Origin of the sequence: Mesorhizobium sp. M0854 (genome assembly GCF_040319815.1) — a bacterium.
Taxonomy (GTDB): Bacteria; Pseudomonadota; Alphaproteobacteria; order Rhizobiales; family Rhizobiaceae; genus Mesorhizobium.
Genome location: NZ_JAMYOL010000003.1, coordinates 496,847 through 512,819, shown reverse-complemented (window position 1 = coordinate 512,819; position 15,973 = coordinate 496,847). Strand labels below are relative to the sequence as shown.

Genomic DNA, 15,973 nt, shown 5'->3' with positions numbered 1-15,973 from the left:
TTGCCACGATGGCAAAGTATGGCCGATGACCGATCGCGTCTCAGAGATAGCGAGGCACGAGGAAAATTGCGAGAGCGGCAATTAGTTGGACGGCAATACGCCAATCAGGGAGCGACGTCGCCGGTCGGGAAGCCGCAGGACGTGCCGAGATAGCGATAGGCCTTGGTGAAGCCGTCCATCGATATCGTCGCGACCGGCTTGTCGGCGAAGCTGACATCGAGGGCGCTGGTACGGCGCATGGCACGCAGTATGGCAACCGTGGTCTCGGGTTTGTTGTCCATCATCCACTGTCCGTCGGCGATAATATGAAAGCCAGCCTTGATCTTGTCGTTGACGTCGCGGAACACCGCCGGGATGTTGTCCCCCTTGGGCAAGTCACTGTTTCTCACGGCGATGATGAGGCTCGGATAGCCCTCGGGTGGCAGTACGTCGCCATTCGAGATGGCCAGCGTGAGGGTGCCACTGGTGCCGTTAGCGTCGAAAAAGACCGTCGAGGCGGCGCAGGTCTTGCGCACGTCCTCACCGGTGTTGACCTCGTCCACCGTGGTGGACCACCTGCCAAAAGTCTCTGTCTTGGGTGCTGCCGGCGTCGGCTCGGTCTGCGCCAAGGCCGCGCCGAGTAGCTGAGAGGTCGCTAAGGTGAGCAAGGCAGCGCCAACACTGGTGAAACGGAAAATTCGCATCATCATCAAACGTCTCCGAGATGCAGCCGTGGCCAGTTGATCGGCGCCGTCACAGTTGGGGGCTGACGCCCTGCGTCAACCAAGATACGGGTAAAGCGGAAAACGATCCGTCAATGCCGCCACCTTGGCCTTCACGGTTGCCTCGACGGCCGCGTTGCCTTCGTCGGAATTGGCGACCTTCAGTCCATCCAGCACTTCGGCGATCAGCTTGCCGATCTCGCGGAACTCGGCCTGACCGAAGCCGCGCGTGGTGCCGGCCGGCGTGCCGAGCCGAACGCCCGATGTCACGAAAGGCTTTTCCGGATCGAAGGGGATGCCGTTCTTGTTGCAGGTGATGTTGGCGCGGCCAAGGGCAGCCTCGGCGCGCTTGCCGGTTGCGTTCTTGGGACGCAGGTCGACCAACATCAGATGGTTGTCGGTGCCGCCGGAGACGATGTCGAGACCGGTTTCCTGCAGACTGGAGGCCAGCGCCTTGGCATTGGCGACGACGCTCTCCGCATAGATCTTGAAGCTCGGCTTCAGCGCCTCGCCCAGAGCCACCGCCTTGGCGGCGATCACATGCATCAGCGGTCCACCCTGCAGGCCGGGGAAGACGGCCGAATTCATCTTCTTGGCAATATCCTCGTCGTTGCAAAGGATCATGCCGCCGCGCGGCCCGCGCAGCGATTTGTGCGTCGTGGTGGTGACCACATGGGCATGCGGCAGCGGCGACGGATGCATGCCGCCGGCGACCAGGCCGGCGATGTGGGCCATGTCGACCATCAGATAGGCACCGATCGAATCGGCGATCTCGCGAAAACGCTTCCAGTCCCAGACACGTGAATAGGCTGTGCCGCCGGCCAGGATCAATTTCGGCCTGGTCTCATGGGCGGTCTTCTCGATCGCATCCATGTCGAGCAGATGATCGTCCCGGCGTACGCCATAGGAGACGACCTTGAACCATTTGCCGCTCATATTGACCGGCGAGCCATGTGTCAGGTGTCCGCCGGAATTGAGGTCGAGGCCCATGAAGGTGTCGCCGGGCTGCAGCAACGCCAGGAACACCGCCTGGTTCATCTGGCTACCGGAATTCGGCTGGACGTTGGCGAAGCTGCAGCCGAACAGCTTTTTCGCGCGTTCGATGGCCAGTTCCTCGGCGACATCGACGAATTGGCAGCCGCCATAGTAGCGCTTGCCCGGATAGCCCTCGGCATATTTGTTGGTCATGATCGACCCCTGTGCCTCGAGCACGGCACGCGAGACGATATTTTCCGAGGCAATCAGCTCGATTTCGTGGCGCTGGCGGCCGAGTTCGTTGCGGATTGCGCCGAAAATCTCGGGGTCGGCATCGGCAAGCGTGGTTTCGAAAAAGGATTCGAATTTGTTCGACACTGCCGCTGCTGTTGCCATGGGCTGAAATCCTCAAGGTTCGGGGTCTGTCGCGCCATTAACACAGTTGCTTTCGGCCCGCCACGTTTGCAGCGCGAAATTTGCTGGCCGGATTGCGCCAGAGAGACTGGCAGCCTCTATTTCCTTGCCTGCCGGCCCTTCAGCAGGGCCTCGGTGAGTGTGATCTCGGTGAACAGCGCCTGCATCGTATGGTCGTTAATCTGGCCGCTGCGAAACATTGCGCGAACCGCTGCGCGTTCGGCCTCAATGCCCGCCAGCCTCAATTCGAGCTCCAGCCGTCCGGCCTCGCGGGCCTCGGCGCGCGCCTCGTCGGCCTCGTCGGAGGCAGCGATGCGGCGACGGTAACCGGCGACGATGCTGTCGGCGGCGGCAAGCCGGGCGCCGGGTATTTCCCCTTCATCGCCGTCGGTCGCGCCGGCCATGCTCTCGATGCGGACGATGGCGGCCTTGGCCGCGCCCACGCGCGCAAGACGCTCCTCGGCAGCGCCAGGATCCTCGCCCGGCTCGACCAGCCCCCGTGCCACCTTGGGCAAGGCAAGGCTGGCTATGAGCAATGAGCAGATGATGACGCCTGCGGCGAGGAAGATCACCACGTCGCGCGCCGGAAAGGGCGAACCATTCGGCATGGTGAGCGGCAGCGACAGGATGCCGGCCAGCGTGATGGCGCCGCGCACGCCGGCAACAGAGCCGGCGATCCGGACGCGCAGCCCGAACGGCTCGGCCTTCTGCTCGCGTAATCGCGCTGAGACGCGCGTCGCGATGTCGCCGACCCAGATCCACAGGAAGCGCAGCCCGATCAGGCATAGTGTCAGCGCGACCACCGTGGCGATTGGCTGGATGACCGGATAGCGGCTGCCGAGCTCAGGCGGCACGTTGCCGATGATTTCGGGAAGCTGCAACCCGAGCAGGATGAACAGCGCGCCGTTGAAGACGAAGGATAGCGTCGTCCACAGCGATACGGTCTGTATGCGCGCCGAGACGCCGAGAAAGCGGAAAATCCCGGAGCCGCCGGTGAGCACTCCGGCCGTGACCGCCCCCAGAATGCCCGAGGCGCCGACATTCTCGGCGCCGAGATAGGCGATGAACGGCAGCAGGACCATGACCAGCACCTGCGCCTCGGCCGGCACGCCGCCGATACGGTTCAGCAATTGCAGCACCTTGGCGGCGACGAACAAGGCAGCCACGCCGGCCAGGATGCCGGCAGCGACGGCATAGAGGAAAGTCACGGACGCCGCGACGAAGGAGAAGCTGCCGGTCAAGGCAGCTGCCACCGCAAAGCGGAACATCACGAGGCCCGACGCATCGTTGAGCAGCGCCTCGCCCTCCAGGATGTGCATCAGCCGGGCCGGGACCAGGCTCTTGTCGACGATCGAGGAGACGGCCACCGCATCGGTGGGCGACAGCACCGCAGCAAGTGCGAAAGCGACGACGAGCGGGATGCTCGGGACAAGCCAGTGCAAAGCGTAGCCGAAGCCGACAATGGTGAAGAAGACCAGCCCGATGGCGAGGTCGAGGATCGGCCCGCGCAGCGCGATCAGTTCGCGCTTGGGCGCACCATAGGCGTCGCTGAACAGCAGCGGTGGGATGAACGTTAGCAGGAACAGCTCGGGATCGATCTCGACATGCATGCCGCGCACCGGCCAGGCGAGCGCTGCACCGATGGCGATCTGCAGTACCGGCAGCGGCACCCGCACCAGCCGGACCAGCGCGCCCGAAACGGCGACGAAGATGAGCACGACCAGAATGAACATTGCGACATGCATGATGCGATTTCCGACTACAGCGCCGCGTCCTTTTTCCGGCAATCGGCCCAGCAAAGCTTTCCGCGAAAGACTCGGCAACGAAAAAGGCCGCCTTCCGGCGGCCTTTTGCAAATGAACTCAGCTGCTTAGAGCGCGGATGTGATCTGCAGCTCGTTGGCTCCGTCGAGGCCGTAAATGTCGTCACGGAACTGGACCACGCCCGGCCCTGTCGACCAGGCCGAGACGTAGAGAAAATAAACCGGCACCGGATTGGTGACCTGCACCGGCGTGTTCTCCCCGGTCTTGATCGCCGCCTCGAAATGCTGGCGATCCCAGCCCGGTGTGTCGCGCAGAATCCAGGTGACGAGGTCGCGCACGTTCTGAACCCGCACGCAGCCAGAGGAATCGAAGCGCATCAGCTTGCCGAACAGGCTCTGCTGCGGCGTGTCGTGCATGTAGACGCCGTCCGGGCTGGGAAAATTGATCTTGACTGAGGCCATCGCGTTGCCGGAACCGGGATCCTGGCGGAAGCGGTATTTGGCGGCATCATCGGTCGACCAGTCGACCGTCATTGGGTCGACCTCGCTGCCGTCCGGCGCAAACAGGCGGATATGGCTGTCCTTGAGATAGTTGGGGTCCTTCCGCATCAGCGGAATGATATCCTTGCGCACGATCGAGACCGGCGCGTTCCAGTACGGATTGACGATGATTTCGTTGATCTTGGAATTGACGATCGGCGTCTGGCGATCGATCTTGCCGACGATTGCGGTGTGGCGCAGCACAACGCGGTCGTTCTCGACAGCCTCGATCTGCGCCGCCGGGATGTCGACCAGAACATAGCGGTTGCCAAGCGTGCCGGCCCGCTCACGCAGCCGTTGCAGATTGGTCTGGAGCTGACCAAGCCGAACCGGCGCCGACACGTTCATTGCCGCGAAAGTATATTTGCCCGTGGTTCCGTCGGCCGGCAAGCCGTGACGCAACTGGAAGCGCTTGAGCGCCGAGTCGACGTACGAATCGAACGCTTCCGAGAGCCCGGCGCTCTGCGCCAGATCGCCCGATATCATCAAGCGCCTGCGCAGCGGCACCACATCGGGATCCTCGACGCCAAGCTGCAGCTTCTTGGTGTCTGGAACCTGTTCCCAGCCGCCTTGCGCGACGATATTCTGATACTGCATGATCGCCTGCTCGGTGAAGGACACCGTCTGCAGGCTGAAGATCGGCAGCGTCGAGGCAACCTTGCCGCCTTCGCTGGCACGCGCATCGAATTGGTCGTCCCAATTGCCGCGCGCCGAGGATTTCAGGATATCCCCGATCACATCCTGTGCACTGGCGCGGCCGGCGACCATTGCGGCTGCGAGCGCGGAGGCTCCTGAAAGGAAGAAACGGCGGCTGGTTCTCATGGACGTTCCAGACATTCTTGCTACAATTCAACCCACCGGGCGGTCTCGCCCGCACTCTAGAGTTGGCTTCTTAACAATTAGCCAACCATGGCCCGCATCACTTCGGTGTAAAACCACATGGGAAGTGACTTGAGCACAGGACAAATGCACGGCTTTGGCCCCAGCATCACCCGCATCTTCGGTTCCATTGGAATATGGCGGCAACGTGGCTGTTGCTCGAATTTGGATCGGCCGGCCTGACGAAACGGCAAGACCGGTGCTTTTCGGCACCGGCCTTTGGTCCACTCCGCGGCAGCACTTCCGTAGTCCAGCTTCAAATCTAGATGCGGCGGATGCGATTACATCCGGTAGGCGATGGTATCGTTCCAGAACCGATCCAGGCGCTGCAGGGCGCGGTTCATCTGCTTGAACTCCTCCGTGTTGATGCCGCCAACCTGCTCGATCGAACCGACATGGCGCTCGTAGAGGCCGGCGACGACTTCCGCCACCTCATTGCCCTTCGGCGTCAGCGAAACCCGCACCGAACGGCGGTCGATGCGCGAGCGCTGGTGGTTGATGAAGCCGAGATCGACCAGCTTCTTCAGATTGTAGGAGACGTTCGAGCCGAGATAGTAGCCACGCGAGCGCAGTTCGCCGGCGGTCAGCTCCGAATTGCCGATGTTGAACAGGAGCAGCGCCTGGATGGCGTTGATGTCGGAGCGACCGTTGCGGTCGAATTCGTCCTTGATCACATCAAGCAGACGGCGATGCAGCCGCTCGACCAGCTGCAGCGATTCCATGTACAGCGAACGGATCGCCTCGCGGCGGTCATCGGATACGTTGGCGGTCTTCGCCGCCGGACGCGAATTGATCATTGTCTTTGCCTCTCGTTTGTCGCCCGGTGATTTTTTGTTCTTCACCTTGACCGCGACACTATCGAATACTCATAAAATTCGACTTAAACGCCAAGGCTAACAAGAGCTTACCGGTAAGGGGTTTCGAAAGAGGCTTAACGGACGGTCACCCGAGCAAGGATAATTAACCTAAAGATTTAGCCAACGATCCTGGCCGGAATTGCTATCGCCGGGGTTGCCGCTTCTGGATCCAGATCACCACGCGGAACACAATGTAGAGCAGCGCCACCGCAAGGTGCGAGGCGACGATCAGCGGCCGGTGGCCGAACAACTCGGGGAAGCCAGCATACATGACGCACTCGGTCACCGCGCAGATGAACCAGATCACCGGCCCCCAGGACGCCAGCATCCACAGGCCGGCGGCAGCGAACGGAAAAAACACCGCCAGCACCACCGCCGCCACCTGCCAGTGTACCGGCATCAGGTCGAAGCGCCACAACGGGCCGGGGTAAAAGCCGATCAGCCGGATCCAGTACAAGATGCCGAACAGCAGACAGTAGCCGGCGATGACGCGCTGGAACCAGGCGAAGATGACCTCGATCGTCGAGGGCTGCAGCACCACGCGTCTCGAGGCGACCTCGCTCACAGCTTCAGTTCCCGTTCGCCGAGCGATGCGAAATAGGCGTCGACGTTGGCGGCGCTGACGTCATCGATACCTGCCGGCCGCCATTGCGGCGTCGAGCCTTTATCGATGATGGCGGCGCGGATACCTTCATAGAAGTCGTGCCCGGCAAGCATGCGGTTGAGGATACGGAACTCCATTTTCATGCACTCGTCCATCGACAACGTCTGCCCGGCGCTAATCTGGCGCCATGCAACATGCAGGCTGGTCGGTGAACGTGTGCGGATGGTGGCCAGCGTCTTTGCCGCGAACTCGTCGGCAGCGGCTGCCCGCTCCAGACTGGCGACGATATCGGCCAGCGACGGCTGCGCGAAATGCCGGGCGATGGCTTCCAGCGTCGGCCTGTCGGTCTCGCGCCTGGCCGGGACGAAGCAGCCGCGCAGCACCGATTCCGGGTCGCCGCTTTCCGCCAGACGGTCGAGGAAGCCGGCCTGGTCCTCCGCCTTGATCGTATGGGTGGCGAGGCCCGAGCACAAAGCATCGCCATAGCGGATGCGGTTGCCGGTCAGCGCCAGATACATGCCGAAGCTGCCGCCGAGATCCGGCAACAGATGGCTGGCGCCGACATCCGGGAAAAAGCCGATGCCGACCTCGGGCATGGCAAACTGGGCGTTTTCGGTCAGCACTCGCTGCGAACCATGGAAGGAGATACCTACGCCGCCGCCCATGACGATGCCGTCGATCACCGCGACATAGGGTTTCTTGAAGCGGGCGATGCGGGCGTTCAGCCGGTATTCATCGGCGAAGAAATCGACCGGAGGCCTTCCTGCGCGGCCGGCTTCGTAGATGTGGAGGATGTCGCCGCCCGCCGAAAATGCCCTGCCCTCGGCCTTGACGACGACAACGTCGACGACGTCGTCGCGCTCCCAACTGCGCAGCGCCTTGTCCAGCGCCTTGACCATGCGGTGGGTTACGGCATTGAGCGCCTGCGGCCGCGTCAGCGTGACGACGCCAGCCCTGCCCAATCTTTCGAAGCGAATCTCGTCGCCTCCGCCAAAATCCATCGCCAGAGAATCCCTCCCCGCGCCCGCCGGGAGTGAAGTGCTAAAGCGTGGCGCATGGCCGCGTCAATGGCGGCGGCCAATCCGCTGCATGGTCGTCGGCGTCACCCAGTGCTAATGCTGGCGCTTTGAACCGGAAGGTTGAACCATGCCTTGGTTGCCGCGCCTTGCTGTTATGGTGGTCGGCCTGATCGCTGCGAACACTCCTCCCGTATCGGCCGAAACCGTCGACGAGCTCTATCAATCGCAGACCATCGTCACCGGCCAGGGCGAGGTCAACAGGCAGATCGGCTTCAAGGCCTGCCTCGATGCGGTGCTGGTTCGTGTGTCCGGCGATCAGCGGCTGCCGAAGAGAACTGAGATGGCGGCGCTGCGCGACAAGGCCGGCAGCTTCGTTGCCGAATTCCGCTATCGCGACCGTCTCGAAGGCATTCCAATCCATGACGAACAAGGCACCCATGACCGGCCGCATGATCTCACTTGTCTGTACAGGCCTGACGTTATCGATCCGGTGCTTGCCGCGCTTGGCAGCAAACCATGGCTTGGCGAGCGGCCACGCCTGGCAATTTTCCTGGCGGCGGAGCAAGGCACAAGGCAGTTCGTGCTGACCGCCGACGATGAGCGCGGGGCGGCGATGCGCGAATCCTTCGTCAATGCCACCGGTCCGCTGGTCATGCCGATTGTGTTTCCCGAAGCGTCACTGCTGTCGGCCTCGAAGCTTGACGACCAGGCCCTGCGCCATGCCGATATCACGACGCTGGACCAGCTTGCCAGGAAGGCCGGAGCCGACCAGGCGCTCGCCGGCAGTATCGTCTGGAGCGACAAGGAACTGGGCTGGATAGCCGACTGGCGGCTTGCCTTGAATGGCAAGAGCTACAATTGGCAAGTGCGCGGCGTCAGCTTCGACGAGGCATTCCGCGTCGCCATGCGGGGTGCTGCGCAGATCCTGTCGGGCAATGGCCAACCAGAATAGCGCCCGACAGGACCCTGGCACAATCGTGTCGCATTGGTCAGCAGCGGAGGCTCGTGGTAAAAGCCGCCCGATCCGGAGTTTTTGCGATGAACAGATTCACCCCTGCAAAGCCTGCCGGCGCGCGCAGCGTCGACGAGATCACCGGCAGCCGGCGGCTGCGGCGCATGCGCAAGGCCGACTGGTCGCGCCGCCTTGTCCAGGAGAACCGGCTGTCGGTCGACGATCTGATATGGCCGATCTTCGTCGTCGACGGCAGACAAGTGCGCGAACCGATCGCCGCCATGCCCGGCGTGTTCCGCCTGTCGCTCGACCTCGCCGTCAAGGAGGCTGAGCGCGCGGCCAAGCTTGGCATTCCGGCGATCGCCACTTTCCCCAATGTGGAGCTCGGCCTGCGCGATCAGACCGGTTCGCACATCCTCGATCCGGAAAACATCATCAACCGCGCCACCCGCGCCATCAAGCGGGCGGTGCCGGAGATCGGCATCATCACCGACGCGGCGCTTGACCCGTTCACCTCGCATGGCCATGACGGCATCTTGCGCGAGGGCATTATCGTCAATGATGAAACGGTGGAGCAAGTGACGGCGGCGGCCGTCATCCAGGCGGCGGCGGGGGCCGACATCATTGCCCCCTCGGACATGATGGACGGCCGGATCGGTGCCATCCGCGATGCGCTCGACGCCAATGGATTTCAGGATGTGGCGATCATGTCCTATGCGACCAAGTTCGCATCCGCTTTTTACGGCCCCTACCGTGAGGCGGTCGGCACCGCCGGCCTGCTCAAGGGCGACAAGAAGACCTATTATATCGATCACGCCAATTCCGACGAAGCGGTGCGCGAGGCCGAGCAGGATCTGGCCGAGGGCGCCGACATGCTGATGGTCAAGCCCGGCCTGCCCTATCTCGACATCATCCGCCGGCTGAAAGTCGAGTTGCAGATGCCGACCTTTGCCTATCAGGTCTCGGGCGAATATTCGATGATCAAGGCCGCCGCCGCCAATGGCTGGATCGACGGCGAAAAGGCGATGCTGGAATCGCTGCTCGCCTTCAAGCGCGCCGGCTGCGACGGCATCCTGACCTACTTCGCGCCGGAAGTGGCGGCGATGCTCAAGGGGTGATGCGCCTTTGTAGCGTCTACATCGAGTAGTGTTCGTTCGTCCAAAGCGCGACATGGAACGCCGCAGGACATCGCTTCAAGTTTACGCTGCCCCTCGTTGCCCTGCCGGGTATTTCTCTCCGTAAAGTGGCAGGGAGAAAGACGCGTTCGTAAAAGATTTTACCAATCTCCAGCGTTGCAAAAACATCGACGTTGCGGCCGGCCCCTTCTCCCCGTCACTATACAGGGAGAAGCTGCCGGCAGGCGGATGACGGGCGGCGCCGACATTGAGATTGGTTATTCCAACATGATTTGGAAGCGATTGCCCCGCCAGCAAAAATACCGCTTGCAATATGCAATCAGTTAAGCTACCCCGATAACTGCTTGCATGTCACAATTGGTTATCGAGGAGGCTTCCATGTCCAAGCTTCGCGTCAGCGCTTTCACCCTGTCGATCGACGGCTTCGGCGCCGGTCCCGACCAAGACCTGAAGAACCCGCTGGGTGTTGGCGGAGAAGCCCTGCACGAATGGATGTTCGGCACCCGCACCTTCCGCAAGATGGTCCTCGGCAAGGATGGCGGGACCACGGACACCGACGAGGCGTTCGCGGCACGCAGCTTCGAAAATGTCGGCGCATGGATCCTCGGCCGCAACATGTTTGGGCCGATCCGCGGCGAATGGCCGGATGACAGCTGGAAAGGCTGGTGGGGTGACAACCCACCCTACCACGTGCCGGTCTTCGTGCTCACGCACCATGCGCGTGATCCTATTGTCATGGAGGGCGGCACGACCTTCTATTTCGTGACCGACGGCATCCACTCAGCGCTGGAGAAGGCGAAGGCAGTGGCTGACGGTAAGGATGTACGGCTGGGCGGCGGCGTTTCTACGATCCGGCAATATCTCAAGGAAAAGCTCATCGACGAAATGCATCTGGCGATCTCACCGGTCCTGCTAGGCGCCGGCGAGAGCCTTTTTGCCGGCATCGACATGCCCAAGCTCGGCTATCGCTGCAGCGAGCAGGTCGCGACGCCGAAGGCCACGCATGTCATCATCGAGCGCACCTAGCTTGTTGCAGGGTGCCGCCATGGAGCGGCGCCCTCCTCGCCGCTTTAGTCAGTACTTCTCCGGCACATACAGTTCGCGCGGCAGTACCTGGCGCTCGTATTCGGGATTGAAGACGCGCTCCGGCAGTGTGATCTCCTCGTGCGGCACCTCCTCATAGGGCATCTGCTTGAGGAGATGGTCGATGCAGTTCAGCCGTGCCCGTTTCTTGTCGTTGCCCTCGACGATGAACCACGGGGCTTCCGGGATATTGGTGCGGGCGAACGTTTCTTCCTTGGCCTTGGTGTACTGCTCCCAGCGCACGCGCGACTGGAGGTCCATCGGCGACAGTTTCCATTGCTTCATCGGGTCATGGATGCGCATCAAAAAGCGCATCTGCTGCTCCTCGTCGGTGATCGAAAACCAGTATTTGACAAGCGTAATGCCTGAGCGGACCAGCATGCGTTCGAAATCCGGAACGTCGCGGAAGAACTCCTCGACCTGATCCGGCTGGGCAAAGCCCATTACCCGCTCGACGCCGGAGCGGTTGTACCAGGAGCGGTCGAACAGCACGATCTCGCCGCCGGCCGGCAGATGCGGAACGTAGCGCTGGAAATACCATTGCGACTTCTCGCGCTCGGTCGGCGCCGGAAGTGCTGCGACGCGGCAGATGCGCGGATTAAGCCTCTGGGTGATGCGCTTGATAACACCACCCTTGCCCGCCGAGTCGCGGCCCTCGAAAACCACGACGAGCTTCTTCTTGTGATAGGCGACCCAGGACTGCAGCTTGATCAACTCGGATTGCAGCGTGATGAGATCGCGAAAATACTGCAGGCGGTCGATCGATGGCGGATGTGCATTCTTGTAGATCTTGGCGATCTCCATCGACAGCGCCGGCTCCGAGATTTCCAGCTCATAGTCTTCATCCAGCGTGTCGGCGAGTTCCGCTTCCAGCCAGTCCCTGGCCGGGGAATTCTGTTTTATCTCGGTCATTTACGCTGCTCCGCTTACAGGCCTTGCCGGCCGCTGTCAGGCGCTCTGCCGCCCGGCCCGGCGGCCGGAAATCGAAGCGCTGGACCGATGTTAGTATAGGCCGGCAATGACGGTTTTATTGCAGCCACTACTGCGCTGGCTGTGCGTTTCAATCCGCAAGATGTGATCGAGCTTGCCCTGCGGAACGGGCGACAAGCGGAACGAATTATCCTACAAATAGCCGGTTCATTGAGGGCTGTCGTCTGCAACGCCCTTTCCCGATAAATTGTGAGGACACGACATGGAATACCGCACTCTCGGCCGTTCCGGGCTGAAGGTTTCGACGCTGACCATGGGCACCATGACGTTCGGCGGCGGCGGCGCGTTTTCGGCGGTCGGCAAGACCGACCTCGACGAGGCGCGCCGGATGATCGACCTTTGCATCGATGCCGGCGTCAATGTCATCGACACCGCCAATGTCTATTCGAACGGCGTGTCGGAAGAGATCATCGGCGAGGCGCTTGGCGGCAAGCGCAAGGGCGACGTGCTGATCGCCTCCAAGGCGCGCATGCGGATCGGCAAAGGCCCCAATGATGAAGGCCTGTCGCGCTACCATCTGATCCGCGAATGCGAGAGGAGCCTGAAGCGGCTCAGGACGGATGTCATCGACATCTATTTCCTGCACGAGTGGGATGGCCTGACACCGCTTGAGGAAACCATCGCCGCGCTCGACACGCTGGTCGCGCAGGGCAAGGTCCGTTATGTCGGCTGCTCCAATTATTCCGGCTGGCAAGTGATGAAGGGGCTGGGGATCAGCGACCGTCATCACCAGCCACGCTTCGTCACCCAGCAGATCCATTACACGTTGGAAGCGCGCGAGGCCGAGTATGAATTGTTACCGATCTCGGTCGACCAGGGGCTCGGCGTGCTGGTCTGGAGCCCGCTTGCCGGCGGGTTGCTGTCCGGCAAATACCACCGTGACCAGCCGACCGCCCGCCAGCTCAGCGGCTGGTCGGAACCGCCGATCCGCGACGAGGACCGGCTGTGGCGGATCGTCGACACGCTGATCGATATCGGCAATAATCACGGCGTGTCGGCGGCGCAGGTGGCGCTCGCCTGGCTGCTCGGCCGGCCCGCTGTCAGTTCGCTGGTGATCGGCGGACGAACCGAAGCCCATTTCAAAGACAATATCGCCGCTGCAAGCCTTGTGCTTGCCGATGAGGAGCGCACACGGCTCGATGTGGTCAGCAGGCCCCCCGTGCTCTATCCCTACTGGCACCAGCAATTCACGGCAAAGGACCGGTTCGGGCCGGCCGATCTCGTTCTCGACCGCGACGGCGCCTGAAAAGCCGGGCTCTCCGGACTGCGCCGAGATATGGAGCCCGATCGTGCCTTGCGGTGTTGTGTTTGCGGTCCAATGCTCCTAGGCAAAGGCCAAGCACAACGAAAGGAAACGATATGGCACGAGCACCGAACTACGGTCAGGAACGCAAGGAACGCGACCGGCAGAAGGCTGCCAAGAAGGCGGAAAAGCAGGCTGCCAAGGTCGCAGCCAAGGAGCGATCGAAGCCCGAGGGCGAGAGCGAGTCCCAAACCAAAACCGAAACGGCAGAGTGATGATATCCGGGCTGCCAGGCGGGCCGGGCCTCGGTCAAATCCCGCTATGCCTCAGGCAGGCGCCTTGTCGCTGACGAAGACGTTCACTTCACGAGCGGCGGCAATGAAGGCCCGTCTTGCGTTCATGGCCGGCTTGTCGCCGGCCAGCGCATCATGACAGGCTTGCAACGCTTCGCGGTGCTTGGGGCTGCGCTTGCCGGGCCAATTGTTGAGGAGGTAGTCGGAAGCCTCGCGGGCCGTACGCAAGAGCTGATTGCTTCCCGCCGCGCCCTTGACGGTCACGGGTGTGTCAAATCGGTTGTTTTCCATCGCCGCTCTTACGCCATCGGCATTTGCGAAGCGAGACCGAAAGTAGCATTCTTCGCTCATCTGCTCTTTTCGTGATCAATGGCAGCCGATCCTCACTCAAGCGACGACGGCAAATCCACGGGCGCGCAGGCCGCGCCGGTCGTTGCGCAGCGAGGTCACCAGCCGGTCGCGGCTGCCGATGATATGGGCCGAAAGCAGGCGGGCGGCGGTATCGGCATCGCCGGCCCGCACCGCCGACAGAATGGCATGGTGTTCGGCCCAGGCGCGGCCGAGCGCTGCCTCGTCGCGAACCTCGAGCCAGCGGGCGCGCGACAGGCGCGTCATCGCATCGCGAACCGCTCTGAACAGGAACTCGTTGCCTGACAGGCGTGCCAGCTCGATATGAAAATCCCTGCCGACGCGATGCCATTCCTCGCGCGGCGTCTTGTCGTCGCAAGAATCGAGCATCGCCTCGATGATTTCGACGGCACTTCTGTCCTGCAAGGTGCAAGTCAGCCTGACTGCCGCGACCTCGACCGCCTCGCGATAGACGGCGATCTGCTCCAGCTCGGCAAGATTGATTGGCGAGACCGTCCAGCCGCGGCCGTCGCGGCAGATCAGGCCTTCGGTCTCGAGCCGCAGCAACGCAGCCCTGACCGGCGTGCGCGAGGCGCCGAAGCGGCTTTCGACCCAGCGCTCCGTCAGCCGCTCGCCGGGACCAATCTCGAGCCCGAGGATCATCTCGCGAAGCTGCTTTTCGACGTTCTGCATCTGCGACATTGGCGTTCCGTTCAGGTCATTCGTTCCGGCAATCGGGTCACTGGCCGGCGTTGGCCGATCACGCCGGCCTTTGTCGATCATGTTTGAGAGGCCCGCATTGACAGCGACGGGGCTTGCGTTCATGACAGATACCAGGTTGGTATCCCAGATTGGTATCCACAGCAAGTTTCATGCAAGCTGACCGGACAGGACAGACATGCCGCAAGACGCCAACCGCGCCACGCACAACGTCCACTGGCGCCGCAATCTCGCCGTGTGTTTTGCCGGCTCGTTCAGCACGCTTGTAGCGATGACGCTGCTGTTGCCCTTCCTGCCGCTTTACGTCGGGCAGCTGGGCGCAGAGGGCCATGCGGCGATCGTGCAGTGGTCGGGCGTCGCCTACGGCGCCACCTTCCTTGCCGCCGCGCTGGTCGCGCCCCTGTGGGGGCGGCTAGGCGACCGTTACGGCCGCAAACTGATGCTGGTGCGCGCCAGTTTCGGCATGGCGCTGTGCATGTCGCTGACCGGCATGGTGCAGACTGTCTGGCAATTGGTGCTCTTGCGCCTGCTGATCGGCTTTGCCGGCGGCTATTCTTCGGGCTCGACCATCCTGGTTGCCATGCAGACGCCGAAGGATCGCTCCGGCTGGGCGCTGGGCGTTCTGTCGGCCGGTATCACCGCCGGTGCCCTGGTCGGTCCGCTGCTCGGCGGCGCGCTGCCGCCGCTGATTGGCATACGCGCCACATTCCTGCTCGCCGGCGGCGTCATTTTCCTGGCTTTTCTGGCAACCACCTTGCTGATCAAGGAGGCGCCTCGCCCGGTTGCCGCCAAGGCCGCGTCAGAAGAAAAAGTGAAGGACAGCTGGTCGCAGATTCCCGACAAGCGCCCCGTCGTCGCCATGCTGGCGACCGGCATGCTGTTGAGTTTCGCCACCATGTCGATCGAGCCGATCATCACCGTCTATGTCCAGCAGCTCATCGAAGATCAGTGCCAGGTCACGCTGGTCTCCGGCATCGTCATGTCAGCGGCAGCGCTCGGCGCCATCCTGTCGGCGTCGCGGCTCGGCAATCTCGCCGACCGTATCGGCCACTGGAACGTCATCGTTGCCGCACTCGCCGTCTCGGCGCTGCTGCTGATCCCGCAGGCCTTCGTTACCCAGGGCTGGCAACTCGTCGGCCTGCGTTTCCTGATGGGCCTGGCGCTTGGCGGTCTTTTGCCCTGCATCACCAGCGTCATCCGCCACAATGTGCCCGACGGGGTCGGCGGCAATGTGCTGGGCTTGTCGATCTCGGCGCAATATGTCGGGCAGGTCGCCGGACCGTTGCTCGGCGGCTTTGCCGGCGGCCATTTCGGTATGCGCTCGGTGTTTCTCGGCACATCCATTCTGATGGCGGGCGGAGCGGCCTATAACTGGCTGGTCCAGTCGCGCCGCGAGCGCGACATGCTGGCGGAAGCCGGCAAATCCTGACACGGTTCGCAGCACTATCTCAGGCGGT

At 62.5% G+C, this 15,973-nt stretch carries 16 protein-coding genes; 6 read left to right on the top strand and 10 right to left on the bottom strand.

Annotated elements, in window-relative coordinates:
- Positions 1 to 104 precede the first annotated feature (104 nt).
- The 7 genes from NKH99_RS08230 to NKH99_RS08200 all read right to left on the bottom strand — a co-directional run bounded on the left by NKH99_RS08230 (position 105) and on the right by NKH99_RS08200 (position 7,733).
- Complete coding sequence (locus NKH99_RS08230) at positions 105 to 689, bottom strand: invasion associated locus B family protein (protein ID WP_352472055.1); 585 nt, start codon at positions 687 to 689, stop codon at positions 105 to 107.
- Between the two features lie 69 nt (positions 690 to 758).
- Complete coding sequence (gene glyA / locus NKH99_RS08225; protein WP_352766901.1) at positions 759 to 2,072, bottom strand: serine hydroxymethyltransferase; 1,314 nt, start codon at positions 2,070 to 2,072, stop codon at positions 759 to 761.
- Between the two features lie 116 nt (positions 2,073 to 2,188).
- On the bottom strand, positions 2,189 to 3,835 hold the full coding sequence (locus tag NKH99_RS08220) for a Na+/H+ antiporter (protein ID WP_352766903.1): 1,647 nt from the start codon (positions 3,833 to 3,835) through the stop codon (positions 2,189 to 2,191).
- A gap of 125 nt (positions 3,836 to 3,960) precedes the next feature.
- Entirely contained in the window at positions 3,961 to 5,214 is a 1,254-nt protein-coding gene (locus NKH99_RS08215) for a L,D-transpeptidase family protein (RefSeq protein ID WP_023674488.1), read from the bottom strand.
- A 338-nt stretch (positions 5,215 to 5,552) separates the two neighbouring features.
- The gene (gene ldtR, locus NKH99_RS08210; protein ID WP_023674486.1) at positions 5,553 to 6,068 is read right to left on the bottom strand and encodes a transcriptional regulator LdtR; all 516 of its coding nucleotides are present in this window, start codon (positions 6,066 to 6,068) and stop codon (positions 5,553 to 5,555) included.
- A gap of 202 nt (positions 6,069 to 6,270) precedes the next feature.
- Positions 6,271 to 6,693: a DUF6163 family protein gene (locus tag NKH99_RS08205; protein WP_023674485.1), complete on the bottom strand. Its 423-nt coding sequence runs from the start codon at positions 6,691 to 6,693 to the stop codon at positions 6,271 to 6,273.
- The gene (locus tag NKH99_RS08200; RefSeq protein ID WP_353013517.1) at positions 6,690 to 7,733 is read right to left on the bottom strand and encodes an enoyl-CoA hydratase/isomerase family protein; all 1,044 of its coding nucleotides are present in this window, start codon (positions 7,731 to 7,733) and stop codon (positions 6,690 to 6,692) included. The genes NKH99_RS08205 and NKH99_RS08200 overlap by 4 nt, the downstream gene beginning before the upstream one ends.
- Positions 7,734 to 7,878: 145 nt before the next feature.
- Between NKH99_RS08200 and NKH99_RS08195 the strand changes: the two genes are divergently transcribed.
- From NKH99_RS08195 to NKH99_RS08185, 3 genes are all read left to right on the top strand, one after another.
- Positions 7,879 to 8,703 (top strand): DUF8605 domain-containing protein, encoded by an 825-nt coding sequence (locus NKH99_RS08195; RefSeq protein WP_352472018.1) that lies wholly within the window; start codon positions 7,879 to 7,881, stop codon positions 8,701 to 8,703.
- Between the two features lie 86 nt (positions 8,704 to 8,789).
- A complete protein-coding gene (hemB, locus tag NKH99_RS08190; protein WP_352766906.1) occupies positions 8,790 to 9,821 on the top strand; it encodes a porphobilinogen synthase in 1,032 nt (343 codons plus the stop codon).
- A gap of 396 nt (positions 9,822 to 10,217) precedes the next feature.
- The gene (locus NKH99_RS08185; protein ID WP_352472020.1) at positions 10,218 to 10,865 is read left to right on the top strand and encodes a dihydrofolate reductase family protein; all 648 of its coding nucleotides are present in this window, start codon (positions 10,218 to 10,220) and stop codon (positions 10,863 to 10,865) included.
- Between the two features lie 48 nt (positions 10,866 to 10,913).
- On the opposite strand, the gene ppk2 is transcribed toward NKH99_RS08185, so the two are convergent.
- A complete protein-coding gene (gene ppk2, locus NKH99_RS08180) occupies positions 10,914 to 11,834 on the bottom strand; it encodes a polyphosphate kinase 2 (RefSeq protein ID WP_352472021.1) in 921 nt (306 codons plus the stop codon).
- 280 nt (positions 11,835 to 12,114) lie between these two features.
- Between ppk2 and NKH99_RS08175 the strand changes: the two genes are divergently transcribed.
- Both NKH99_RS08175 and NKH99_RS08170 read left to right on the top strand, forming a co-directional pair.
- Positions 12,115 to 13,158 carry an aldo/keto reductase gene (locus tag NKH99_RS08175; protein WP_352472022.1) on the top strand — a complete coding sequence of 348 codons (1,044 nt, stop codon included), beginning with the start codon at positions 12,115 to 12,117 and terminating at the stop codon, positions 13,156 to 13,158.
- Between the two features lie 113 nt (positions 13,159 to 13,271).
- Positions 13,272 to 13,430, top strand: coding sequence for a hypothetical protein (locus NKH99_RS08170; protein ID WP_254817539.1), 159 nt, complete (start codon positions 13,272 to 13,274; stop codon positions 13,428 to 13,430).
- A gap of 51 nt (positions 13,431 to 13,481) precedes the next feature.
- Here the strand turns inward: NKH99_RS08170 and NKH99_RS08165 are convergent, their stop codons facing one another.
- Positions 13,482 to 13,739: a DUF982 domain-containing protein gene (locus tag NKH99_RS08165; protein ID WP_023674477.1), complete on the bottom strand. Its 258-nt coding sequence runs from the start codon at positions 13,737 to 13,739 to the stop codon at positions 13,482 to 13,484.
- Between the two features lie 96 nt (positions 13,740 to 13,835).
- On the bottom strand, positions 13,836 to 14,498 hold the full coding sequence (locus NKH99_RS08160) for a GntR family transcriptional regulator (RefSeq protein WP_352472024.1): 663 nt from the start codon (positions 14,496 to 14,498) through the stop codon (positions 13,836 to 13,838).
- Positions 14,499 to 14,694: 196 nt separating this feature from the next.
- Between NKH99_RS08160 and NKH99_RS08155 the strand changes: the two genes are divergently transcribed.
- Positions 14,695 to 15,945, top strand: coding sequence for a multidrug efflux MFS transporter (locus tag NKH99_RS08155; RefSeq protein ID WP_353013514.1), 1,251 nt, complete (start codon positions 14,695 to 14,697; stop codon positions 15,943 to 15,945).
- Positions 15,946 to 15,973 lie beyond the last annotated feature (28 nt).